At 69.6% G+C, this 24,032-nt stretch carries 19 protein-coding genes and 2 pseudogenes; 6 read left to right on the top strand and 15 right to left on the bottom strand.

Going from position 1 to position 24,032, the window contains the following annotated elements; all coding sequences use genetic code 11:
• Window positions 1-6: 6 nt before the first annotated feature.
• Genes ACZ7M3_RS38365 through ACZ7M3_RS38350 form a run of 4 tightly spaced genes read right to left on the bottom strand, consistent with a single transcriptional unit; the run spans window position 7 to window position 5,915 of the window.
• Entirely contained in the window at window positions 7-2,787 is a 2,781-nt protein-coding gene (locus tag ACZ7M3_RS38365; RefSeq protein ID WP_472069734.1) for a glycoside hydrolase family 38 N-terminal domain-containing protein, read from the bottom strand.
• Complete coding sequence (locus tag ACZ7M3_RS38360) at window positions 2,784-3,590, bottom strand: carbohydrate ABC transporter permease (protein WP_257017416.1); 807 nt, start codon at window positions 3,588-3,590, stop codon at window positions 2,784-2,786. The genes ACZ7M3_RS38365 and ACZ7M3_RS38360 overlap by 4 nt, the downstream gene beginning before the upstream one ends.
• 47 nt (window positions 3,591-3,637) lie before the next feature.
• Entirely contained in the window at window positions 3,638-4,573 is a 936-nt protein-coding gene (locus ACZ7M3_RS38355; RefSeq protein WP_472069732.1) for a carbohydrate ABC transporter permease, read from the bottom strand.
• Window positions 4,574-4,580: 7 nt separating this feature from the next.
• Entirely contained in the window at window positions 4,581-5,915 is a 1,335-nt protein-coding gene (locus ACZ7M3_RS38350) for an ABC transporter substrate-binding protein (RefSeq protein ID WP_472069730.1), read from the bottom strand.
• Between the two features lie 390 nt (window positions 5,916-6,305).
• On the opposite strand from ACZ7M3_RS38350, the gene ACZ7M3_RS38345 reads away from it, so the two are divergent.
• A complete protein-coding gene (locus tag ACZ7M3_RS38345; protein WP_355311166.1) occupies window positions 6,306-7,307 on the top strand; it encodes a LacI family DNA-binding transcriptional regulator in 1,002 nt (333 codons plus the stop codon).
• A gap of 184 nt (window positions 7,308-7,491) precedes the next feature.
• Here ACZ7M3_RS38345 and ACZ7M3_RS38340 read toward each other — a convergent pair whose 3' ends face one another.
• Entirely contained in the window at window positions 7,492-7,950 is a 459-nt protein-coding gene (locus ACZ7M3_RS38340; RefSeq protein ID WP_472069728.1) for a PPOX class F420-dependent oxidoreductase, read from the bottom strand.
• Between the two features lie 445 nt (window positions 7,951-8,395).
• Between ACZ7M3_RS38340 and ACZ7M3_RS38335 the strand changes: the two genes are divergently transcribed.
• Together ACZ7M3_RS38335 and ACZ7M3_RS38330 are read left to right on the top strand one after the other, a co-directional pair.
• Complete coding sequence (locus ACZ7M3_RS38335; protein WP_472069726.1) at window positions 8,396-9,574, top strand: RNA-guided endonuclease InsQ/TnpB family protein; 1,179 nt, start codon at window positions 8,396-8,398, stop codon at window positions 9,572-9,574.
• 112 nt (window positions 9,575-9,686) lie between these two features.
• A complete protein-coding gene (locus ACZ7M3_RS38330; RefSeq protein WP_472069724.1) occupies window positions 9,687-9,809 on the top strand; it encodes a dihydroxyacetone kinase subunit DhaK in 123 nt (40 codons plus the stop codon).
• A 461-nt stretch (window positions 9,810-10,270) separates the two neighbouring features.
• Here ACZ7M3_RS38330 and ACZ7M3_RS38325 read toward each other — a convergent pair.
• From ACZ7M3_RS38325 to ACZ7M3_RS38310, 4 genes and pseudogenes are all read right to left on the bottom strand, one after another.
• Window positions 10,271-10,733 (bottom strand): annotated as a pseudogene (locus ACZ7M3_RS38325) (SCO2400 family protein); the annotation flags it as partial.
• Window positions 10,734-10,952: 219 nt separating this feature from the next.
• On the bottom strand, window positions 10,953-12,392 hold the full coding sequence (locus ACZ7M3_RS38320) for a gamma-aminobutyraldehyde dehydrogenase (RefSeq protein WP_472069722.1): 1,440 nt from the start codon (window positions 12,390-12,392) through the stop codon (window positions 10,953-10,955).
• A gap of 15 nt (window positions 12,393-12,407) precedes the next feature.
• A complete protein-coding gene (locus ACZ7M3_RS38315; protein ID WP_472069720.1) occupies window positions 12,408-12,806 on the bottom strand; it encodes a nuclear transport factor 2 family protein in 399 nt (132 codons plus the stop codon).
• A 73-nt stretch (window positions 12,807-12,879) separates the two neighbouring features.
• The gene (locus tag ACZ7M3_RS38310; protein ID WP_472069718.1) at window positions 12,880-14,415 is read right to left on the bottom strand and encodes a purine-cytosine permease family protein; all 1,536 of its coding nucleotides are present in this window, start codon (window positions 14,413-14,415) and stop codon (window positions 12,880-12,882) included.
• Between the two features lie 104 nt (window positions 14,416-14,519).
• On the opposite strand from ACZ7M3_RS38310, the gene ACZ7M3_RS38305 reads away from it, so the two are divergent.
• Window positions 14,520-15,971 carry a PucR family transcriptional regulator gene (locus ACZ7M3_RS38305; protein ID WP_472069716.1) on the top strand — a complete coding sequence of 484 codons (1,452 nt, stop codon included), beginning with the start codon at window positions 14,520-14,522 and terminating at the stop codon, window positions 15,969-15,971.
• On the opposite strand, the gene ACZ7M3_RS38300 is transcribed toward ACZ7M3_RS38305, so the two are convergent.
• A complete protein-coding gene (locus ACZ7M3_RS38300) occupies window positions 15,961-17,316 on the bottom strand; it encodes an MFS transporter (protein WP_472069714.1) in 1,356 nt (451 codons plus the stop codon). The two genes, ACZ7M3_RS38305 and ACZ7M3_RS38300, sit on opposite strands and share 11 nt — an antisense overlap.
• A 55-nt stretch (window positions 17,317-17,371) precedes the next feature.
• Here ACZ7M3_RS38300 and ACZ7M3_RS38295 point away from each other — a divergent pair, with 55 nt between their 5' ends.
• Window positions 17,372-18,133, top strand: coding sequence for a helix-turn-helix transcriptional regulator (locus tag ACZ7M3_RS38295; protein ID WP_472069712.1), 762 nt, complete (start codon window positions 17,372-17,374; stop codon window positions 18,131-18,133).
• 489 nt (window positions 18,134-18,622) lie between these two features.
• Here the strand turns inward: ACZ7M3_RS38295 and ACZ7M3_RS38290 are convergent, their stop codons facing one another.
• Complete coding sequence (locus ACZ7M3_RS38290) at window positions 18,623-19,819, bottom strand: MFS transporter (protein WP_472069710.1); 1,197 nt, start codon at window positions 19,817-19,819, stop codon at window positions 18,623-18,625.
• A gap of 54 nt (window positions 19,820-19,873) precedes the next feature.
• On the opposite strand from ACZ7M3_RS38290, the pseudogene ACZ7M3_RS38285 reads away from it, so the two are divergent.
• Window positions 19,874-20,611: pseudogene (locus ACZ7M3_RS38285) on the top strand (AraC family transcriptional regulator); the annotation flags it as partial.
• Window positions 20,612-20,661: 50 nt separating this feature from the next.
• Here ACZ7M3_RS38285 and ACZ7M3_RS38280 read toward each other — a convergent pair.
• The 4 genes from ACZ7M3_RS38280 to ACZ7M3_RS38265 all read right to left on the bottom strand — a co-directional run bounded on the left by ACZ7M3_RS38280 (window position 20,662) and on the right by ACZ7M3_RS38265 (window position 23,936).
• A complete protein-coding gene (locus ACZ7M3_RS38280) occupies window positions 20,662-21,213 on the bottom strand; it encodes an HdeD family acid-resistance protein (RefSeq protein WP_472069708.1) in 552 nt (183 codons plus the stop codon).
• Between the two features lie 239 nt (window positions 21,214-21,452).
• Entirely contained in the window at window positions 21,453-21,683 is a 231-nt protein-coding gene (locus tag ACZ7M3_RS38275; protein ID WP_472069926.1) for an STAS domain-containing protein, read from the bottom strand.
• Window positions 21,684-22,316: 633 nt separating this feature from the next.
• Window positions 22,317-23,297, bottom strand: coding sequence for a 3-hydroxyacyl-CoA dehydrogenase NAD-binding domain-containing protein (locus tag ACZ7M3_RS38270; RefSeq protein ID WP_472069706.1), 981 nt, complete (start codon window positions 23,295-23,297; stop codon window positions 22,317-22,319).
• 87 nt (window positions 23,298-23,384) lie between these two features.
• The gene (locus tag ACZ7M3_RS38265; RefSeq protein ID WP_095857007.1) at window positions 23,385-23,936 is read right to left on the bottom strand and encodes an HdeD family acid-resistance protein; all 552 of its coding nucleotides are present in this window, start codon (window positions 23,934-23,936) and stop codon (window positions 23,385-23,387) included.
• Window positions 23,937-24,032 lie beyond the last annotated feature (96 nt).

Here is a 24,032-nt window from a genome sequence, read left to right as displayed (position 1 = left end):
GGTGGGCTAGCGGAGGACCACGGTGCGGATCTCCCAGGGGCCGAGGGCGAGTTCGAGGCCGTCGCCGGACGGTTCCGCTTCCGCGGAGAGGGGTCTGCCGAGCAGGTCGACCGTCGTCGCCTCGGTGAACGAGCCCGTCACCCGGACGACCGAGCCGGTGTCGCTCATCGCGGCCAACCGCACCTCGGTTCCGGACCCGCGCTCGGCGTCGGTGACGCGGCGGACGCTGGAGACGAGGACGTCCCTGCCGTCGACCCCGAGTCCGGTCGCGTCGTCCGGCAGGTCGCCTCCGCCGGGTGCGGTGCCGCGGGTGACGAGCACGTCGCCCCGGAACTCCTCGGCGAGGGCGACCGCGTCGGCCCCCTGCCAGCCGGCCGAGGAGGGCAGCACGGCGAAGCGGTTCGCGATCCGCATGCCGAGGTCCTGCGCACCCGGCGCGGGGATCTCGCTCGCCGCGGGCTCGTCGCGCAGGGGGTGGATGTTGACGCTGATCGAGCCGATCGCGCGCAGCAGGGTGACGGCCAACTCCGCACCGCCGTCGACGAGTTCGTACTCGCAGGAGTGGTCGAGCAGCACGGTCGCCGCTCCGGCCGACACGAACGAGCTCGCCGGGAAGGTCGGGAGCGGGTACTCGCCCCAGCCGCCCTCGGCGGTGAGCCCGCGCTCGGTCACCGCGAACTGCCCGGCGGACGCGGAGACGGTGACCGGCTCGGGCAGCGGCACGTGGAAGCGCAGCCGGTGGTCGGCGGACTGGTTCAGGAACGATGTGGAGACCCGGACGAACGGCTCGCCCGCGCGCACCTCCACGAGCGTCTCCACCGGAGTCGCCACGGTCCGCTCGGCGCGCAGGTCGCGGTCGTCGCAGAGCGCGGCGGGCCAGGCGTAGACGCGGGTGATCCGCAGTCGAGAGCGCAGCGGACCCTTTTCGAGGACGTCGACGGTTGTCTCCACCGGCTCCGACACGAGTACGTCCCGTGCCGGGGGCGCGTAGTTGTAGCTGTCGCCGCGGTCACCGCCGTCGACGAGGCGGCCGACGCCGCTCAGTACGGTGCCGTCGGCGCCGGTCACGGTCAGGGTGCCGTCGGCGGCGACCTCGACGTCGACCAGGCCGTTGGACACTCCGCGAGGCGTCGCCGTGGCGTCCGCGAGGGTGGTCGACGGGGCGGCCGGCCGCTCGCTCGGCGCGACCCGGAAGCTCGCCAGCCCGGAGGCCGGCGCGTGCACGGGCACCAGCGCGGTCGCCCGCGCCTCCTCCAGCGTCAGCACCCGCCACTCGCCCGGGTGCGCGGCGGCCGCCTCGGCGACCTCGCGGCGCAGGATCAGCAGGTCGAACGGTCCGCTGGTGGGCACTTCGGCGAGGTGGAAGACGAGGGAGTTCGGGGTGAGTTCGTAATGGTCGATCAGACGGCCGAACAGCTCGCGGCGGTGGATGCGGCGCAGGACGCGTTCGAGCTGGGAGGCGTCCATGCGCTCGTCGCTCAGCACGGTCGGGGCCTGCGAGATCAGCTGCACGGAGTGCGTGGAGCCGTCGGCGGCGGTCGCGACAAGACCGGCTCCTGCCGGTGGCGCCACGACGTCCACCTCGACCAGCGCCGTACGGGCGAACGGCAGCGGGTTGGCGACGAGATGAGCGTCGCTCGGCACCCGGGCGGCGGGCTCGGCGAGCGCGGCGTCCCGCACGGCACGCGCGGTCTGCGCGGCCTCGGCCAGGCGGGCGTCGACCTGGTCGCAGGTCTCGTCGGTGCCCGAGCCGACGACCGAGTCGTGCGCCGTCGACTCGATGATCTTGTGCCAGGCGAGCGACAGGAACGGCGCGTCGTCCCGCCGGGACCACAGGGCGTTCACACGCTCGGCGTGGTCGACGGTGCGTTCGGCGACGGCCATCCGCTGCTTGAGCCCGAGCCGCACGGAGAGCACGCCGGGCAGGATGTTGCCGCGGACATGGCTGCGCAGCTCGCCGGTGACGACGGCGGACACCTCGTCCCGCACATGCTCGCGGATGTACTCGTCGAGGGTCGCGATCGTGATGGCGCGCTCCTCGCCGGAAGCGCGCCGCAGCCAGTCCGCGAGCCGCGGGTCCGGCGCGTTGTGGTCGGTGCCGGCCATCGCCAGCACCGGGTCACCGCCCCATCGCTCGGCCGTCATCCGCGCGTAGTCGCCGAGCGCGCGGCCGATCCGGTCGGGCACCAGCAGGACGTCGAGACCGTTGTCGTAGCCGTCGAAGAGGAACTCGGTGCGCACCGCGGACCCGTCCGGCGCGCGCCAGCGGAAGGCATGGCCGTCGACGGATCCGGGCACACCGCGCCACAGCGCCGCGTGCTCGATCCCGGCGCGGGCGAGGATCTGCGGCATCTGCGCGATGTGGCCGAACATGTCCGGCAGATACCCGACGGGCATCGCACCGCCCAGTCGCTCCGCCGCCTCCCAGCCCATCCGGAGGTTGCGCACGATCGTCTCGCCCGAGCAGAGGAACTCGTCGAGCAGGATCAGCCACGGTCCGATGGCGAGTCGGCCCTCGCGCACCAGCGCCACGAGGCGGTCGCGGTTCTCCGGCCGCATCTCCAGGTAGTCCTCGACCGCGGCCATCTGCCCGTCGACGGTGAACCGGAAGTCCGGGTTCGCCTCGGCCGTCTCCAGCACGGTGTCCAGGGCGGTGACGAGCCGGTGCCGGAACACCTGGAACGGCTCGTACCACTCCCGGTCCCAGTGGAAATGGGGCACGAAGACGGCGGAGTTCTGCATGGCGAGGGGGACCTTCTGTGCGGACGTGCGGGGGAGAGCGGTCACTTGAGGGAACCGGCGGCGAGCCCGGTGCGCCAGAACCGCTGGAGGAGGATGAACACGATGATCACGGGCACGATCGACACCAGTGAGCCGGTGATCACGGACTCCTGGAGCAGCGGGGCCCGGGCGGTCTGGCCGTTCCACTCGTACAGGCCGAGCGTGATCGGGAACAGTGACTCCTTCTGGAGCATCACCATCGGCAGGAAGAAGTTGTTCCAGATGGCCACGAACTGGAACAGGAAGATGGTCACCAGGGCCGGCGTCATCAGCCTGGACGACACCGAGAAGAACGTGCGGAACTCGCCCGCGCCGTCCAGCCGCGCCGACTCGATCAGCTCCTGGGGGACGGCGGCGTTGGCGAAGATGCGCGCCAGGTAGACACCGAACGGGCTGACGATGCTGGGCAGGAACACCGCGAGGTAGGTGTTGACGATCCCGGTCGCCGAGAAGAGCAGGAACAGCGGCAGGGCCAGTGCGGTGGTCGGGACGAGGACACCGCCGAGTACGACGGAGAAGAGGAACTCCCGGCCGCGGAAGCGGAACTTGGCCAGCGCGTAGCCGCACAGGGCCGAGATCAGGGTGCCCACGGCCGCGCCCAGCACCGCGTAGATGACGGTGTTGAGGGCCCACCGCCCGAAGATGCCGTCGCTGCGGGTGAACAGGATGCGCAGGTTCTCGAACAGGTTGAAGTGCGAGAACGCCAGCCCGTTGGTGGTGGCGAGCTCACCCTGTGGCTTCGTCGCCGCGACGATCAGGAAGTAGACCGGCAACAGGAAGTAGACGGCCAGGAGGAACATCAGGGCCATGACGGCCGTACGGCTGCCCCGGCTCTCGCGGATCGTTGATGGGTTGCTCACAGTCCCGCCTTCTTCGAGGTGAGTCGCATGAACCCGAAGCTCAGGACGAAGGTGATGACGGCGATGACCACCGAAATGGCCGCGGCCTGCTGGTAGTTGTTACCGGAGGCCACCGCGTACGCCAGCATGTTCGGGGTGAACGTGCTGGAGATGTTCGAGGAGATCTGGCGCAGCACGGCCGGCTCGGCGTAGAGCTGGAGTGTGCCGATGATCGAGAACACCGTCGTCAGGACGATCGACGGCGCGATGATCGGGACCTTGATCCGCCACGCGATCGTCCAGTTGGTCGCACCGTCGATCTTGGCGGCCTCGTAGAGCTCCTGCGGGATCGACTGGAGCGCCGAGTACATGATCAGCATGTTGTAGCCGGTCCAGAGCCAGGTGGAGACGTTCGCCGCCGACCACAGCACGGCGCCCGGACCGAGGAAGTCGGGGTGCAGGCCCATGCGCTGGAACAGGTCGACAACGGGGCTGAGTTGCGGCGAGTACAGGTACGACCACATGATCGCGGCGATGACGCCGGGCACGGCGTACGGCATGAACGCGGTGATGCGGAAGAACGCCTTGAGCTTCAGCAGGGGTGTGTCGAGCAGCAGCGCCATGACCAGCGCCACGAACAGCATGACGGGCACCTGCACGATGCCGAACAGCCCGATGCGGCCGATGCTGTTCCAGAACTCGCTGTTCTGGAACACCTGCGTGTACTGGTCGAATCCGCCGAAGGTCGTGTACGAGGTCCCGTACTGGCCTCCGGTCCGGCGCACGACACGGAAGCTCTGCCAGAGCGCGTAGCCGACGGGCACCAGGTAGAACAGCACGAACGGCAGGAAGAACGGGGTGAGGAACGCGATGACGGTGCCCGCCCGGGGGCCGCCGCCGCCTGGACGGCGGCGGCCACCTGACGTCACCGCGCGGGGTGCGATGTCGGTCATTCCTGGGTCACTTGCCCGCCGTGGCCGGGATCGCCTGGGCCTTCATCGACTTCAGGGCGGCGGCCTGGGCGGCCGAGAGCGCGTCGGTCAGCGTGCCGTCACCGGCCGCGGCCTTGGCCATCGCGTCCTGGAGGGCCAGGTTCACCGTCTTCTGGGTGGGGCCCCAGGCGAAGTTGGTGTCGATCTTCCTGGACGAGTCGGCGAAGACGTCGAAGACCTTCTCGTTGTTGTAGTACGGCACCCCCTTCGACAGCGCGGGCAGCTTGAGCCCCGCGTCGGCCGCCGGGTAGAGGCCGCCCAACTGGTTCTCCAGTGCCAGCGCCTCCGGGTCGGAGTTCAGCCAGGTGTTGAACTTGACCGACTCGTAGAGGTGCTTGCTGCCCTTCATGAACGCGACGGTCGAGCCGCCCCAGTCACCGGACGCGCCGTTCGCGCCCCACGTCGGCATCGGTACGATCGACCACTTGCCGGACTGCTTGGGCAGGTTGTCGCGGAACATGCTGTAGCCCCAGGCGGCACCGACGTAGCTGGCGATCTGGTCCTTCTGGTACGCGGCGTACATCTGCGTCGAACCGTTGGCGAGGTCGGTGCGCACGAGCTTGCCCGCGATCAGCTTCTGCCAGTAGTCGGCGACCTGCTTACTCTGGTCCGACGCGACGGTGACGTGCCACTTGTCGCCGGAGTAGCTGTACATCTGCGCGCTGTTCTGCCAGAGGAGCCCGTTGAACCACTCGGCGTTGTTCGGGTCGAAGAACGTGATGTCGAGGCTGGGGTCCGCCTTGTGCAGCTTCTGCGCGGCCGCCGCGTACTCGTCCCAGGTCGTGGGGATCGCGATGTCGTACTTCTTGAAGATGTCACTGCGCACGTACAGGGCCATCGGGCCGGTGTCCTGCGGGAGCGCGAAGACACCCGTGCCGCCGAAGCTGGTCTGCGACCAGGTCCACGGCACGAACTTCGACTTGGCCGCCGTGGCCGCCGAGCACGCCGAGGCGTCCACGAAGGCGTTCTGGGTGCGCAGGGCGGGGAGCTCGTCGTAGCCCACCTGAGCGAGGTCCGGCGCCTTCCCCGCCTTGAGGGCGTTGCCGAGGGTGCCGTACTGGTCGTTGGAGATGTTCTTCGTCTGGACCTGGATGTCCGGGTTCTTCTTGTTCCACAGGTCCACGACCTTGTCCATGCCCGGAACCGTGTTCCAGTACTGGAGGGTGACCTTCCCCTTGGCGGGGGTGCAGGAGGCCGCGGACGCCTTGTCCGACGGAGCGGACGACGAGCAACCGGCGAGGGCGACGAGAGTGGCTGCCGCGGCGGCTGCTGCGAGACGGGTGCGCGTGACTGTCTTGCTCATGTTTTCCGTTCCAGAGAACGACTAGCGGCGGCGCTAGGCGGGTCGACGTTGACAGCTCAGGCGGGGATGCCTTCTGGTTGGGATAAGGTCCGTGAGCGTTCACGTGAACGTTCACGGGAGCGCTCACGGGAGCGTGGGATGAAGTGATTCGGAGTTTGCGCCGCGGCACGGCCGAGTGTCAAGACTCTCGAGTCGTCCATGGGTCCGGCAGGTTAAGGAGAGCTCACATGACGCCGCTCACCACCGGTGATGGCCTGACGCCACCGGCGAAGGGCTCGCCACGTCCATGATCGTCGAGCGCCCGCGCACAAGGTCGCACCATGGCTTCGGCCCGGTGCATACTCATTGTCCCTACGGCGCGCCTGCGTCGACACAGGTACGGAGGTAGTGATGGCGTCGTCGGGGACCGGACCCCGCAGAGTGACGATCAACGATGTGGCCCGGACCGCAGGAGTGTCCCGGCAGACGGTGTCACGGGCGCTCAACGACAAGGGCGAGATCGACGTCACCACCAAGCAGCGCGTCCTCGACGCGGCGCTCGCGCTGGGGTACCGCCCCAGCAGGTTCGCCAGAGGGCTCGTGCGACAGGACACCATCAGCGTCGGGCTGGTGATTCCCGACCTGCTCAACCCGTTCTTCACCGAGGTCGCCGCGGCCGCTCTGGACGCGGCGCGGTCCCGTGGCTGGCATGTCGTCGTGTACGACACGGGTGACCGCATCGAGGAGGAGCGCGGCACACTCCAGGTGATCGTCTCCCAGGTGGACGCCGTGGTCGGCTATCTGAGCCAGCCCGAGGACGAGATCGACAAACTGGCGCGCGGACTGCCCGTGGTGCTCATCGACCGGGAGCACCGTACCGAACGGTTCAGTTCCATCCGGATCGACGGCGAGAAGGGCGTCCGCGCGGCCATCGCGCACCTCGTCGAGTCCGGACACCGGCACATCGGCATGCTCGACCACGCGGGCCGCTCCGAGCCCAGCATCCGCCACGCCTGGTTCGCCGACGCGATGGCCGCCTGCGGGCTCGACGCCGGCCCGGTGAGCCGCGCCGACCAGAGCGTGGAGGGCGGGGAGAGCGCGCTGAAGGACCTGCTCGCCGAACACCCGGACGTGACAGCCGTGTTCGCCTTCAACGACATCGTCGCCATAGGTGCGCTGCGCGGAGCGCGCAGGCTCGGACGCGAGGTTCCTCGCGACCTCGCGGTGATCGGCTTCGACGGCCTCCAACTGGGGGCGCTCGTCGAGCCACCGCTGTCCACCGTGGCCCTGGACACGCGAGCGCTCGGCGCTCTCGTCGTGGAACAGACGGCCCGGCTGCTGACCGGCGAGGATCCGCTCGGCCATGACGAACTGGTGGTGGGGGCCGAGCTGCGGCTGCGTGAGTCCGCGTAGGCCGTGTTCGCAGAGCCGCTCGCACGGTTTGCCCCGCGTCGGGATGCTCACGCAGCGGGGCGGTGTGGACGGCCGGGGGTGGGACTGGCCTGTCCGGCCGAGGGAGGGACTGGCCGCCCGTCCGGCCGACGGTGGCCGTCCGTGGTCGGCTCCGTGGCGGTGACCAGCGCCCTCCCGGTGGACCCTAGTCGTTGACGTCGAGCGCCGTGCCGTACAACCGGTCCACCTTCAACCGGATGACCAGCCGACGCTCGTCGATCAACTGCCGCAGGAACGCGGCTTCGTCCGCCGGCTTCGAGTCCTTCGGGACCATCCCGAGGAGTTCCCGCCCGACCGCGTCACCGGGAACCGTCGTGATCTCGGAGACGGAGGCCGTGCCCTCGGCGACGGCGAACGACCACACATCGCCGCCGTGCACATGCAGCGCGGCATGCGGGTCGCGCCGCAGGTGCTCGACCTTGACGCGGTCGGCCGTCGTCGAGAACCGCAGGATGCGGGCTTCGGCGTCCCAGCTGTAGAGCATGGTGGTCAGGTGGGGATGGCCGGTGCGCCTGACCGTGGCGAGGGTGCCGAACTGCTGCTTGCCGAGCAGCTGGGAGAGGGCTTCGTCGGACAGGGGGCGCGGTGCGGGACCTTGAGTCATGATGTGAGCAACATCCGCTGCGCGCCCGGCATTTCTTGCGTACCGTCAGTCCGAAGTCGCCACGGCGATGGTGCCGCTGACCGGCCGCACCGACCCGCCGGTGCTTGCGCGGAAGCTCCCGGAGCGCATGGCCCGCTCCGGCGTAACCCCTCTTTCCGGCCGGCCTCCGGCATGGGTCCGGCCGCCCGAGTCCAGGCTACCGGACTTCTTGCGCAGTGTTCCAGGGTTCAGCCTGGGGGTGAAGTGCATCCTGTGGCTGCGACGCGGAGTGTTGCGGTGCCGGGTGGGGTGGGCGCGGAGCGCCCGCAGGGCTGCCCGGCGGAGCTGGGGAATGCTTTGTCCGGGCCGGTGTTGCTCGTATGACAGCAGTGCAGGAGTGTTCCGGCGAGGCTGGGTTGGGCTGATCGGGTCGGGGTTGTCGGTGGTGGGTGTCAGCGTCCGGATCATGCAGCTTCGGTATGCCTTCCGCCTCGACCCGGGGCCCGGTCAGCGCGTTGCGCTGGCGCGGGCGTTGGGGTGTGCGCGGGTGGTGTACAACGACGCGGTCGCCGCCCGGGAGCGGGCGCGGCGGGAGGGTGCCGCGTTTCCGAGTGCGGGCGTGCTGTCGAGGACGCTGATCACCGAGGCGAAGCGGAGCCCCGGGCGGCAGTGGTTGTCCGAGGTGTCGGCAGTCATCCTGCAGCAGGCGCTGCGGGACGTGGAGCGCGCCTACACCAACTACTTCTCCTCTCTGAAAGGAGCCCGCCAGGGGGCGCGGGTGGGGGCGCCGCGCTTCAGGTCGAAGCGGGATGCCCGCCAGGCGATCCGGTTCACCGCGAACGCCCGATGGAAGATCAACGAGGCGGGGCGGCTGCTCCTGCCGAAGATCGGCGAGGTGAAAGTGCGCTGGTCGCGCACCCTGCCCTCGGTGCCGTCCAGCGTGACGGTGATCCGGGATGCGGCCGGCCGGTACTTCGCCTCCTTCGTCGTGGAGACCGACCCGGACGCCGACCTGGCGCGGATGCCGGATGCCGACGGTCTGCCGTCTGTGGGGATCGACTTGGGTCTGACTCATTTCGCGGTCCTGTCGGACGGGACGAAGATCGACTCCCCGCGCTTCCTGTGCCAGGCGGAGAAGAAGCTGAAGAAGGCTCAGCGGGAGTTGTCCCGCAAGCAGAAGGGGTCGAAGAACCGGGAGAAGGCCCGCTTGAGGGTGGCTCGCGCACATGCGCAGGTGGCCGATGCCCGCCGCGAGTTCCACCACCAGCTCTCCACCCAGTTGATCCGCGAAAACCAAGCGGTCGCGGTGGAGGACCTGGCGGTGAAAGCCCTCGCGCGCACCCGGCTCGGCACATCCGTGCACGACGCCGGCTGGGCGCAGTTCCTCGCGATGCTGGAGTACAAGGCGCAGCGGTACGCCCGCGTCTTTGTGAAGGTCGGCCGGTTCGAGCCCACCAGTCAGGTGTGCTCGGTCTGCGGGGTCAAGGACGGGCCCAAACCCCTGCACGTGCGTACCTGGACGTGCACGCACTGCGGCACGGTCCACGACCGGGACCACAACGCCGCCAAGAACGTCAAACAGGCCGCCGGACTGGCGGTGACAGCCTGTCGAGCGCAGGTAAGACCGGAACTCGTTCCGGCATAGCGCGAAGAAGCAGGAAGCCACGGAATCCACACCGGAGCTCGTGCCGCGCAGCGGCACAGCACCCGGTGAGGAAGGCCAGAATCTCCCTGCTTCAGCAGGGAGAGCAAGTCAAGTGGGTGAGTACTGCACCTCGTCGCTCGACATGGCAGGCATCTCCGTCACACTGGTCCGGCTGGACGACGAGATCTCCGAGCTGCTCGCCGCCCCCGCCGAGATCCCGATCCGCGTCTTCTGAGGAAACGACGACATTCCTCGCCCGGAGGATCGGGGGCTGACCTCCCGTCTCAGGAGGTCAAGACGTTCGGCCCGGTCAGCCGAGGCACACCAGGAGCAGGCAGATGTGTGAAGGCGAAGTCGTTGTATGCGTGGGGCTCGTCTGAGGTGTGCCCGGGGCCGCCACGGCAGGCGCGGACGTCTCCTGCGCCGGTGTACTGGTGTGGTCGGGCACCGTTCCGATGGAGGAGGGGGAGGCGGCCAGAGGCTGCGGGGTCGCCGACGCCGCCGTCGGATGCGGAGAGGCAGCGGCGAACGGCTGAGCGCTCGTCGGCGTGACGTGGGACGGGGCGGCGGCGGACTGCCGGCGTGCAGGGTCGGTCCTGGGCGACTGCGCGGGGGGAGTGTGCGAAGACACGTGGGTTTCAGGCTGTGTCGACGACGGGCGGGGCTGCTCGGCCGCCTGTTCGTCCGCGGTGCCCATGGTCTCGACGTCCGGCGCTGTCGCCGCCTGTGCTCGGTCGCCGGAGTTCCGGTCCATCGAGGCGACGGTCAGGCCGCCTCCGACGAGTGCGACGGCAGTCGCGACCACGGCCCGGCGCTGGTTCTTCTTCCAGCGGGCCAGCTGGCGCCGCCGCGCCGCCCGCCCCTGCGGTGCGGGCGGCGTGCCCTCGAGGTCGCCGTACGGATCGGTCTGCGAGGCCTCCTCCAGATCGGCCTGGACCGCTGCCTCGTCATCAAGACGGTGGTCGTGCCACGCCTCCGAGGCTGTGTACTCCCACGGCACCGATGCGCTCACCGCCGTGCCCGTCGGCGCCATGCCGACCCGGGTCGGGACGATGCCACGGTCGGCGCCGGCCGGTGCGATGTCCGGAGCGTAGGCGCCGCACCCGGGACATACCAGGGCGCCATTGAGATGCCGCCGACACGAGGAGCAGTAGTCCATTTGCGGTCTTCCTGAGTTGACATGCCGTCGGCCCGCCGGGCCTGGTCGCGTTCGTACGTGGGATCGAACAGCCAGCAACGCTAACGAGGCTTTCGAAAGCCTGTGTGCAGTCCGTGTGGCGCTGTTGTGCGGATTCCCCGGGCCCGGCCCACGAGAACGCGTCGGCCGTCCCGGGGCAGGCCCGGGGCGGCCGATGAGTTCCTGGATGTCAGCTGGATGTCAGAGCGACGTCATGACGTGCTTGATCCGGGTGTAGTCCTCGAAGCCGTACGCGGAGAGGTCCTTGCCGTAGCCGGACTTCTTGAAGCCGCCGTGCGGCATCTCGGCGACGAGGGCCATGTGGGTGTTGATCCACACACAGCCGAAGTCGAGGTTCTTCGACATCCGCATCGCCCGCGCGTGGTCCTTGGTCCACACCGAGGAGGCCAGTGCGTAGTCGACACCGTTGGCGTACCGCACGGCCTGGGCCTCGTCCGTGAACGACTGGACGGTCATGACCGGGCCGAAGACCTCGTTCTGGATGATCTCGTCGTCCTGCTTGAGGCCGGAGACCACGGTCGGGGCGTAGAAGTAGCCCTTCTCGCCGACCCGGTGGCCGCCCGCCTCGATCGTGGCGTGCTCGGGGAGGCGCTCGATGAAGCCGCTGACCTGGGCGAGCTGGTTCGCGTTGTTGAGCGGTCCGTACAGCACGTCCTCGTCGTCCGGCTGCCCGGTCCTGGTGTCGGCCGCTGCCTTGGCGAGGGCGGCGACGAACTCGTCGTGGACCGACTCGTGGACCAGGACGCGGGTCGCGGCCGTGCAGTCCTGACCGGCGTTGAAGAAGCCGCCGACCACCAGGTCCTCGACCGCCTTCGTCAGGTCGGCGTCCTCGAAGATCACAGCGGGGGCCTTGCCGCCGAGCTCCAGGTGGACCCGCTTGACGTCCTTGGCCGCGCTCTGGGCGACCTGGATGCCGGCGCGTACCGAACCGGTGATGGAGGCCATCGCGGGGGTCGGGTGCTCCACCATCAGGCGGCCGGTCTCACGGTCGCCGCAGATCACGTTGAAGATTCCGCGGGGCAGTGCCAGCTCCTCCAGGACACCGCCGATGATCTCGGCGATCAGCACCGTGGAGGCCGGGGTGGTGTCCGAGGGCTTGAGGACCACCGCGTTGCCCGCCGCGAGCGCCGGGGCGAACTTCCACACCGCCATCAGCAGGGGGTAGTTCCAGGGCGCCACCTGCGCGCACACACCGACCGGCTCGCGACGGATGATGGAGGTCATCCCCTCCATGTACTCGCCGGCCGCGCGGCCCTCCAGCATGCGGGCCGCGCCCGCGAAGAAGCGGACCTGGTCGATGGCGGGGGCGAGTTCCTCGCTGCGGGTGAGGTGGAGCGGCTTGCCGGTGTCCCGGCTCTCCGCGGCGACCAGTTCGTCGGCCCGTGCCTCCATCGCGTCGGCGATCTTCAACAGCGCGCGCTGCCGCACGGACGGCGTGGTGTCGCGCCAGACGGGGAACGCCGCGGCCGCGGCGGCCATCGCCGCGTCGACGTCCGCCGCCCCCGAGAGCGGGGAGGTCGCGTAGATGTCACCAGTGGTGGGGTCCACCACATCGAGCGTGCGGCCGTCCGAGGCGTCCGCGAACGCACCGTCGATGTAATTGCGGAAGGTGGTGCTCATGAACGTCTCTCCTGGTCAGGCGGCGGTACGGGCGGACAGGTGCTCGTGGACGGCGACCCAGCCGCCGTCGGCGCGGGTGAAGACGATGGTCTCCCGCTCGTGGACCGTTTCCTCGCCGGCGTTGGTGGCGACCCGGGTCTCGACGTCGTGACTGAATACGGCGGTGTCGCCGAAGTGCTGGATCAGCTGTGCCGACGAGGTGCAGCCGAGGATGCGGAAGCCGTCCTGTTCCACCCACTGCTGCCAGAGCGCGCGGTACTCGGCCGTGGAGCCGAGGCGCTGCGGGGTGGTGTGGAAGATGAAGGTCGCGTCGGGGGCGAAGGCGTCGAAGTAGTCGTCGAGGCGGCCCTCGGCGAAGGCGGCGACAAGCGCGGCCGCGGCGGTCCGGACTTCCTGGACGGTGGTGGTGCTCATGCACGGCTCCTGGTCACGGGCGTTCGGCGGCGGGGCCGGAACGGCGGGCGTTCGGTTACGGGGGAGTGAGGCCTCAGTGGGCCGCGGCGGGTTCGGGGACGATCTCCTCGGTATCGCCGGTGATCGGCGGCACCGGGGCGTCCGACGCCCGGACGAAGCGGGGTCCGGCCGGTCCGTACACGGCGCGCGGCTCGGGGAAGAGAGTGAGCAGGGCGAGGTAGAGCACGACCGCGAGGGCGAGGCCGACCGGCAGCGAGATGTCCGTACCGCCCGCGAGATTGCCCAGCGGGCCGACGAACTGGCCGGGCAGGTTGGTGAAGAGGAGCGCCACGACGGCGGAGACGAGCCAGGTGGACATGCCGCGCCAGTTCCAGCCGTGCGTGAACCAGTAGCGGCCCCCGCGCTGGCGGCGGTTGAAGACCTGCAGCGCGTCCGCGTCGTACCAGCCGCGTCGGGTGACATAGCCGAGCGTCATGACGATCATCCACGGTGCCGTGCACGTGATGATCAGCGTGGCGAAGGTGGAGATGGACTGCGCGAGGTTGAGCGCGAAGCGGCCGGCGAAGATGAACGCGATGGACAGGGCGCCGATGAAGAAGGTGGCCTGGACGCGGCTGAAGCGTGTGAAGACGCTGGAGAAGTCGAGCCCCGTGCCGTACAGGGACGTCGTGCCGGTGGAGAGGCCGCCGATCAGGGCGATCAGGCAGAGCGGCAGGAAGTACCAGCCGGGTGAGATCGCGAGCAGTCCGCCCACATAGTTCGGGGCGGCCGGGTCGACGTACTTCGCGGCCTTCGACGCGATGATCGACGCGGTGGCCAGGCCGAAGAGGAACGGAAGCAGGGTCGCGATCTGGGCGAGGAACGCGGCCCCCATCACCCGGCGGCGCGGAGTCCCGGCCGGGATGTAGCGGGACCAGTCGCCGAGGAACGCGCCGAAGGAGACCGGGTTGGAGAGCACGATCAGCGCGGCGCCGATGAACGACGGCCAGAACAGCGGGTCGGCGGTGGAGGCGAAGGTTCCCGCGTAACCGGGGTCGAAGTCGCCCGCGAAGGCGAAGGCGCCGAGCACGAAGAGGGCCGATGCCGCCAGCACCGCGATCTTGTTGACCAGCAGCATGAACCGGAAACCATAGACGCAGACGACGAGCACGAGCCCGGCGAAGATCGCGTACGCGACGCCGTAGGTGACGTCCGACTCGGGGACGTGCACGAGCCGGTGCGCGCCGCCGACGAGCGCGTCCCCCGAGGACCACACCGAGATCGAGAAGAACGCGACGGCGGTGAGCAGGGACAGGAACGAGCCGACGACCCGGCCGTGCACGCCCAGGTGCGCGGAGGAGGAGACGGCGTTGTTCGTGCCGTTGGCAGGGCCGAACAGCGCCATCGGGGCCAGCAGCAGCGCACCCGCCACGAGGCCGAGCACGGTCGCCGCGAGCCCCTGCCAGAAGGAGAGCCCGAAGAGGATCGGGAAGGCGCCCAGCACACAGGTCGCGAAGGTGTTGGCACCGCCGAAGGCGAGCCGGAACAGATCGATCGGGCGGGCCGTGCGGTCCTCGTCCGGGATCCGCTCGACACCATAGGTCTCGATTTCGGTGATCGAGCTCGTCACGCGCGCTCCACCTTCCGTTCATACAGGAGGGACGGTTTCACAGTGTGTGGCCCATGGCTGACCAGCGACAATTGTGTCCATCACGGAGACGTACGCTGTTTTGTGTGGCCAGCAACAAACTCACCGTCGGGGACCTGCTCTCCTTCCCGGCACTCCAGCTCTCCGTGAAGGCCGGCAGCGGCGGTCTGCACCGGTCCGTGTCCTGGGCGCACGCCAGCGAGCTCGCCGATCCGACGCCCTGGCTCCTGGGCGCCGAGGTGATCATGACGGCGGGCCTGGCGGTCCCCCGTACCGCGGCCGGACAGCGTGCCTATCTGGAGCGGCTGGACGACGCCGGGGTATCCGCTCTCGCGCTCTCCGCGCAGCTGCACATGCCCCCGCTGCACGACGCGTTCTTCCAGGCGGCGGAGGAGCGGGGCTTCCCGGTCCTCGAAGTGCCGCTCGCCGTCCCGTTCATCGCCGTCGCCCAGGAGATCGCCGCCGCGGCCCAGGAGGACGCCCGGCACCGGCTGGGCGCGCAGCTCCAGGTCTTCGGCGCGCTGCGCTGGCTGGTCGCCGAGGACCTCGACACGCCGACACTTCTGCGCCGTCTCGAAGGCCTGTCGGGCTACGACGTCTACCTCTGCACACCGCAGGGCCGCCCCCTCCTGCCCGGCGTTCCCGTACCGGATCCCGCTGTCCTGCCCGCTTCCGTCGACGCTCCACCGACGATCCCCGGCGGATTCGTCCTCCCGGTGCCCGCGCCCGGGGGCCCGGCGGGCTTTCTCGTCGCATACGAGCGCCAGGGCGCCCAGCCCGCGGGACTCGCCGTCGTCCAGCACATCGCCACCGTGGCGGCGCTGCGGCTGGCGATGGTACGCAATGAACGCGAGACGCTGCGCCGCGAGGGCGCGGAGACGCTGGCCGAACTGCTGCAGGAGGTGCTCGACCCGGAGGCGGCGCGCCGCCGGCTCGCCCGGCACGCGATCGAGGGCGACACCGTACTCCTCGTAGTGCGCCACACCACCGACGAGGCGCTGCTGCGCTGTCTGGAGGACCGACCCCATCTGCTGCTCACCCGGGGCGAGGACCGCTACGTCCTGGGGGCACCGGAACTGGCAGCGGCCATCGGTGAGCTCCCGGCCGTCGCGGCCGGGATCAGCCGCCCGTTCCTGCCGGGCGCCGCACTGAAGGTCGCCCAGCGCGAGGCGCTCTGGGCGGTCTCCAAGGCCGTGGAGTCGGGCCGCCCCGTCGTCCGGTACGGCGACGACTCGACGGGCCGGTGGCTGCCCGACGACCCCGCTGTCCTGACCGCGCTGGTCGAGCACGTGCTCGGCGAGGTCCTGCGCTACGACGAGGCCCATGACTCGCAGCTGCTGGTCTCCGCCCGCACCTGGATGGAGCGCGACCGTCGTACCGAGACGGCTGCGGCCGCGCTCCACATCCACCCCAACACCCTCGCCTACCGGCTGCGCCGCTTCGGCGCCCTCGCCGATCGTGACCTGACGTCGACGGGAGCCCTGGCCGAGGTCTGGCTGGCGATCCAGGCAGCGGGGGCGCTGGGCCTCACCGACTGAGCGGGTCAGTGGCGGGCGGGGAGGGCTGCGTGGGTGGGGACGGAGGCGGTGCCGAGGTGACGGCATAGCGCCAGAACGGTCGCACGAGCAGTGCCCCGACGATGACGACGATCATGCAGAGCAGTGAGCTGCCCGTCCATGCGAGGCCGAGACCGGTGGCGGAGGCCATGGCGCCGGCGCGCAGGTCTCCGAGGCGGGGCCCGCCGGCGACGACGACGGTGAAGACGCCTTGCAGACGGCCGCGCATGGCGTCAGGCGCGTAGGTCTGCAGAATCGTCTCGCGGTAGACCGCGCTGACGAGGTCCGCCGCTCCGGCAGCGGCCAGTAGGGCCGCGACGGCGAGGAGGTGGTGGACGGTGCCCGCGAGGGCGATGGCCGCCGCCCAGGCCGCCACGGCGGCGGCCAGTGCCCGGCCTTGGCGGCGCACGCGTCCGATCCATCCGCTGAAGAGCCCCGCTACGACCGACCCGACGGCGATGGCCGAGTACAGCAGCCCCACTTCTCCGCCGAAGCGCACCTGTGCCGCTTCCGGGAACAGGGCGGTCGGCATGGCCAACGTCATCGCCGCGATGTCGACCGCGAAGGACATCCACAGCACGGGGGCGGCAGCGATGAACCGCAGCCCGTCGAAGACCGAGCGCAGCCCACCGGTCCGGGCCCCCGATCCGGTCGGCATGATCGGGGGCAGGTGAACGGCCGAGTACAGCAGGAGAGAGAACAGCAGGGCGTCGGCGCCGTAGGCCCAGCAGTAGCCGTTCGGCAGTGAGATCAGGATGCCCGCCACAAGCGGCCCGGCGACCTGCCCGACGTTGCCGGCGGTGAAGTACAGCGTGTTCGCGGCGGGTACCAGGGGTGTCGGAACGATGCGGGGAATGATCGCGCCCCGGGCGGCGGACGATACGGCGAAGGCGCCGGCCTGGACGGCGACGAGGGCGAGAATGAGGGGAACCGAGCGCAGATCGGTGATTGCCTGAAGCAGCAGGGCGAGTGTGGTCACCCAGGTGAGGCATGCCGACGCCAGGTACAGCGCACGGCGGTCGAACCGGTCGGCGATGGCACCGCCGTACAGACCGAAGACCACGAGCGGCACGAGGCCGGCCAGTCCCGTCAGCCCCACGGCCAGCGACGACCGCGACAGCGCGTAGATCTGTACCGGGATGGTGACGCCGGTGACCATGGTCCCGACGTAGGCCGCGCTCTGCCCGATCAGCAGGCGCCGGAAGACGGGGTGCGCCAGCGGGCGCGTGTCGAGGGTGACGCCGCGCAGACCGGAGGCCAGCCGGGCCTTCAGTGCGGGTGGGGCGACGGGGGGAAGATCACGCGGAGTGTCGGATGTTGTGGGCATGGTCATCACGCTGGCAGGACCGCACGGTGCGCCGCTTCCGATATTCTGCCGTCGTATGTCGGAAAACGGTCAGGCGCAGAAGGCGGCGGCGGAACCCAGGGACAGCACCCATGCCCACCTCGCGGGTGAGGTCATCGGCCGCCACCAGCATGGCTATCACCAGCTTCTCTACGTCAGCGCCGGTGTGGTGGCCGTGCAGACGGGCGAGGCGTCCTGGGTGGCGTCCAGCGCACGCGCCGTGTGGATTCCGGCGGGCACCTGGCATCAGCACCGGGTACACGGGCACAGCTCCGTGCACACGCTCGGCTTCGCCGCCCACGACGTCCTGCTGAGGTCCGAGGCGCCGGTCGTCGTGGTCGTGGACGCCCTGGTGCGTGAACTGATCATCGCGTGCAGTGAACCGTCCCTCCCGCAGCAGGAGGCACGCCGCCTGCGCGCCGTCCTGCGGGACCGGCTGCGGCGAGCCCTCGTAGAGCCATTGACGCTGCCCACCCCCAACAACCCCCTGCTGCGGCAGGCATGCGCGCTGGTGACCGACGATCTGCGGCAACCGCGGACCGTCGCCTGGCTCGCACGGCGCATCGGCGTGAGCGAGCGCACCCTGGCCCGGCTGTTCAGGACCGAGTTCGGCATGACGTATCCGCAATGGCGGACCAACATCCGGGTCTTTCACGCCATGGTGCTGCTGGCGGAAGGAGCAAGCGTCAGCGAAACGGGACGCCAGTGCGGATGGGCCACGACCAGTGCGTTCATCGACACGTTCGGCCGCACCATGGGCCAGACACCGGGAAGTTATCGCATCGGATCCGGTGGGTAGGGCCACAGGCCGACCACAAGAGATGGATACGACCGAAGCGGCAGCCGGCATGGCCAAAACGGCCCTTGAGGCCCCGGCCGGGCGGCGGTTACCCCGGGCGGCGCTGCTGGTCGGCGTCGGCGTCGGCGGCGTGCGGCCTTCGGTGTCGATGCCGGGCGCCGTACTGGACAACGCCAGAGGTGGCGGGCCGTACGAGAGCACGCCGAACCGGCTCGGCTCGGCCCCGCCGTCCATCTCACCGTCGGCGGGCGGCACGAGCGCGTCGCTGCCGTCACCGGCCAAGGGATCCGCCGCGGACGGCGGTCCCGCCACTCGCACTGGTTCAGCGGTCCGTCTCCCCGGCCGCAGGCTCCGGCCCCATCACCGACTACTCCGTCTGCGCAGCCCCCGGAACCGTCACTCTCCGGGCGACCTTCAACACCTCGCAGAGCCACTTCCACGCCCCGGTGATCACCTTCAGCCCGGCAGTAGAAGTCGATCGGAGGACCATCAGCGCGTCACAGGTGCTCCGGCAGTACTCGACTTCGCCCGCGCCGCCGCTATGGGCTTCGGCGCGGTGGGTTCGGGCAGAGTGCGGAACAACAGCCAGCTCAGAGCGGGCATCAGGATGAGTGGTGTCAGGGCGATACGCAGGGAGGTCGCGTCGGCGACGGTGCCGATGAGGGGGCTGACCAGGCCGCCGATGCTGACGGTCAGCCCGAGGGTGATCCCGCTGGCGATGCCGACGCGCGTGGGCAGGTAGTCCTGGCCGAGGGTGACCTGCAGGGAGAAGGGCACGTACAGGCCGGCGGAGGTCAGCGCCACGAACCCGTAGATCGCGGGGCCGGGTACGAACACGATCCCCGCGACGGCGACGACTGTGACGAGGTACGACCAGCGGGCGACCGCGACCCGGTCCCAGCGGTTGGCCAGACTGCCGCCCAGCACGGAGCCGATCGCGCCGCCGAGATAGAGCACGAACAGCGCCGTAGTGCCGACGGCCGTACCGCCTCCCAGACGTTGCCGGGCGTAGAGCGAGATGAATGTGCTCAGGCCGACGAAGACGACGGACCGGCAGACCACGGCGAGCGACAGCTTCACGAACGAGACCGTGTCGTCGGCGCCCGCCGCAACTGCGGTGCCCGAGCCGCCGTGTCCCGTCCTCTCCAGTGCGCGAAGGACGGGCAGGCACAGCACGCTCCCGGCGAGGGCCGGCAGCACGAGCAGTGGCGACAGGCGCAGCCCGCCGGAGGCGACGACGGCGGTGACCATGAGCGGCGCGGCGGCGAAGCCGAGGTTGCCACCGAGGGAGAACCAGCCCATCGCGCTGTGGCTGCCCTCGCTGACGAGCCGCGCGACGCGGGCGGACTCGGGATGGTAGGCGGCGACCCCGACGCCGGACACGGCCACGAACACCAGCGTCAGGGCGTAGGAACCACTCAGGCCGCTCAGGGCGATCCCCAGTCCGCCGAGGATCGTACTCACCGGCAACAGCCAGGGCATCGCCCAGCGGTCGGCGAGCATGCCGAACAGCGGTTGGGCCACCGAGGACAGCAGGGACGCGGCGAGCACGATGCCCGAGACCGCGGCGTAGTTGTAGGCGCGCTCGGCGATGAAGAACGGGACCAGCGAGGCGACCGCGCCCTGGTAGACGTCGACGCAGGCATGGCCGACCGACAGCTTGATGATCGATTGATTCCTTGGCACATCGCCATGGTCATCGCCGCACATCGTGGCGCGCTTCCGATAAACTGCCATACAATGACAGAAATCCGCCACGACCCCGTAGCGCCGACCCGCACCCAGTGGCTGGCGTCCGGAGCCGCCATCGACGCCCACCGCCATGACGACCACCAGATCGTCTATGCGGGCCGCGGAGTGCTGGCCGTGACGACCAGTGCCGGTTCGTGGATCGCGCCGGGCACTCGCGCCATCTGGATACCGGCCGGCACCGTCCATGCCCACCAGGCCCACGGCGAACTCGAACTGCACCTGGTCGGCCTGCCCGCGAGTGACAACCCGCTCGGCCTGGACGAGCCGACCGTGCTGACCGTCGGGCCCCTCCTCCGGGAACTCATCCTCGCCTACACGCACACTCCGCACGACGACAGCCCCGAACGCGGGCGGCTACGAGCCGTGTTGCTCGACCAGGTGCGGGCCTCACCCCAGCAGCCCCTGCACCTGCCCACCCCGACCGCCCCTCAGCTGAGGGCGGTGTGCGAGATCCTGCGCGCGAATCCGGCCGACGACCGCACCCTCGCCGCACTGGGCAGGCAGGTCGGATCCAGCGACCGCACCCTCTCCCGCCTCTTCAAAGCCGATCTCGGCATGACCTTCCCGCAGTGGCGCACCCAACTGCGCCTGTACCAAGCCTTGGTCCTGCTTGCCGAGAGCATCCCGGTGACCACCGTGGCACACATGTGTGGCTGGTCGTCGGCCAGTGCGTTCATCGATGTCTTCCGCCGTACCTTCGGACACACTCCAGGAACACATCAGCCTCGCCGGCAGACCGGTTCCTGCACCACCGACGCCTCGCCCGCGAACGCCGCTCAGGCGCTGACCGGATCGGACCGCCTCGGGTCGGTACGGCGGCGCCGCTCCTCGAACGAGGCGAAGACCGCCGAAACGCCGTAGACGATGCTGAACAGCCCGAAGACGGTGGCGAGTGAGACCGCGCCGATGTCCGGACGGACGAACAGCACGAAAGCAAACGCGATCGACACCAGGCCGGTCAGCAGGAACAAGGCCCGCTCGCCCGCCTTCTCGCCGCGCTGGAACGCCAGGACGATCTCCATGACACCGGTCGTCAGTGCCCACGCGGCGATCCAGATCGTGAGCGCGAGAGCCGTGATGCCGGGCCAGGCCAGCGCGATCACGCCGGCCGCCAACGAGAGCAGGGTGAGCAGCAGCCAGCCCAAGACGGGCCCCACCCTGTCGCCGGCGAAAGCAAGGGCAGCGTCCGTCGCCGCACTCATGAACGCGTAGACGGCGAAGAGGACGACGAAGGCGCCGACGGTGATGCCGGGCCATGAGACGGAGACGATGCCGATGACGACGGCGAGCAGGCCGCGCCAGAGGAGTGCGTTGGGCGAACTGAGCATGGTGACCTTCCAGATACGAGGGAGGCGCCTCGTTCCTGACACGAAGCGGGGACTGCACGGTGCGCTGCCCGACCTCGTCCGAGGCCGTGGCGTTCGCCATGAACGCTGGAGTCGTGGCTCTCCGTCGAGATCTGTCATGCGACTGCTTCAGCTACTTCACCCTTGGCCTGCTCACGACCGGCGAGGGTGTGTCGGAAGCGAGGACGCCGCCGTCCGTACCCCGGCGAAATGACGGGTCGCTACAACGTTGCGCCGATGCAGTGCATCAGGCCGGGGGTCGTCTCCCAACCCATGAGGCGGATCACTCTGTGTGCGCCGGGCGGCGTGGCGTGTAGCAGCAGACGGCGGCCGTCGCGGCTGAGCGTCCTCGCAACGGACGTCATCATGCGGATTCCGGCGACGTCGATGAACGTGATGTGCGTGAGATCAACGTGCAGATCACCACTGCCGAACTGGACCGCCTCGTCCAGAGCCGCGGCCAGCAGCTCCCGGGAGCAAAGGTCTATTTCTCCTTCGAACCGCAGCCCTGACGGGCAGGTCGTCGAGATGACACGTAGGAGTGGGTCATCCCGTAGCAGGCGTTCGAGGGTCGGAGCAGCCGCAAGGACGACGGACGACGGACGGAGCGGTCGACGATCGGTCATGGAGAGCCCGTTCATGCTTGTTGGGAGCGCACCACCGTGGCTGCCTCAGGAGAGCCGCCAACGGGGAAGGCGCGGAACGATGAGAGCACCATGTCGAACAGCAGCCGGCTGGGGCTTCTGTAAAGTGACTGACCGCCGTACCACGCACGGGATTGTCGGCGAACTTCGCCGAGTGGACTGAACGGCTTCTGGCAGTACGTGCATTGCCGGCCATGGAGCCTGGTCGTGCAACCGCCCTTCGGGCCGTCCGGGCGCCGGACAGCGGGTTGGTTCCTTGGCGCGGAGGAACACCACCGTACCCAGTACGGTGTGCCGCGAGGACGGGGACGATCATCAGTGAGCGTGTGTCGTGCTCACGGATCGTCCGCGCCCGCGCGGGGTCATCGGCGGGTCAAGTGCCTGGAGCGGCGTCAACCGTCAGGGAGTTCCCGCAGGGAAAGCTGCTCGGTCATCGCATGCTCACTGCTTTCGTGCGGGCTCGATGGCGAGGGACGGTGCGGATACCGCCTGCAGCACCTTGATCTGAGCCTCGTCGCGTGCGCCCTCCAGTTCCTCGATGCTCGCACCGAAACTGGCTTGTCCGGAGAGGAGTTGGACCGTTGACTCGTCGAGTACCGGGGTACCGAGATCCCGCCAGAGGCTCTCGAGGCCGGGGCCGAGGTGTTCGAGGAAGTGGGGCAGGCCGCCGGAGCCGCCACCGAGGTGGAAACCGCGGAACGGACCGGCGACAGCCCAGCGCAGGCCGACGGAGGAGGTCACGATGGTGTCGAGTTCCGACTCGGTCACCACGCCCTGTACGACAAGGTTGACGGCCTCGCGAAACAGCGCCGCCTGCAGCCGGTTGGCGGCGAATCCCGGCACCTCCTTGCGCAGGACCTGCGGCTTCTTGCCGAGCGACGTGTAGAAGGCGACAGCGCGCTCGACCACCTCCTGACTGGTCTTCTCGCCCGGGACGACCTCTACCAGCGGGATGAGGTGCGGCGGATTGAACGGGTGCCCGATGACGAGTCGTTCGGGCTCCCGCAGCGCTTGTGCGATGTCGGTGGCGCGAATGCCCGAGGTGGAGCTGAGCAGCAGGGCGTCGGGACGTGCGGCGTGCTCGATCCGGGCGAAGAGGTCTTGTTTGACGTCCAGGCGCTCGGGGCCGTTCTCCTGCACGACGTCCGCGTCCGCGACCGCCTTGCCGAGATCGGCTTCGAAGCGCAGGTTGCGGTCGAGGTCGGCGGTGGGAAGTCCGAGTGCGCGAAGGGTGGGGATGGCCCGCTGAAGTTGGTCGTGTACCTGCCGATCCATGTCGGGCAGGGGGTCGGTGACGGTGACGGTCAGGCCCTTGGCGAGGAACAGGGCGGTCCATGAGGAACCGATGACCCCGGCCCCGACCACGGTGACGCGCCGATGGGCGTCCAGAGTGCCGTGGGTGGTGACGTGCTTTTCGTTCATGATGGCTTTTCCTGGGTATGCGGGCCGGAGGACTTCAACCGGCCAAGGGGACGTACCGGGTGATGGTGTGTCAGGAGTGATGTCGGCTCAGGTGTGTGCCGGCTGCGTACCGCCGGTGTCCTTGAGGACGCGACGCTCCTGGAAGGACGCGACGGTGCCCGCGGTGCCGTAGAAGATGCTGAACAGCCCGAAGACGCTGGCCAGCGAGACCGCGCCGATGTCCGGCCGGACGAAGAGCACGAAGGCCAGCGCGACCGACACGAGACCGGTCAGCACGAACAGCGCCCGCTCGCCCGGCTTTTCCCCGCGCTGGAATGCCAGGGCGATCTCCATGGCGCCCGTAGTCAGCGCCCACGCGCCGATCCAGATCGTCAGAGCCAGGGCCGTGATGCCGGGCCACGCCAGCGCGACCACACCGGCGACGACCGACAGCAGGGCGAGCAGCAGCCAGCCGAAGACCGGGCCCACCCGGTCGCTGCTGAAGGCTCGCGCGCTGTCCGTCGCCGCGCCGATGAACGCGTAGACGGCGAACAGAATGACGAATGCGCCGATGGTGATGCCGGGCCATGCCACGGCGACCACTCCGACGGCGATCGCCAGCAGGCTGCGCCAGAGCAGTGCGTTGGGCGAGTTGAGCATCGTGATCTCCCAGGGTGAGGGTGTTGTCTCGTTCCTGACAGGAAGCGAGGGAGAGGCGAGGCATGCGTGCCGGTGCGCCCGACCTTGCTCGAGGTC

It is taken from the genome of Streptomyces sp. NPDC111656, assembly GCF_055656965.1.
The sequence above is the reverse complement of the archived record's forward strand: the minus strand, read 5'-3'. Positions and strand labels throughout refer to the sequence as shown.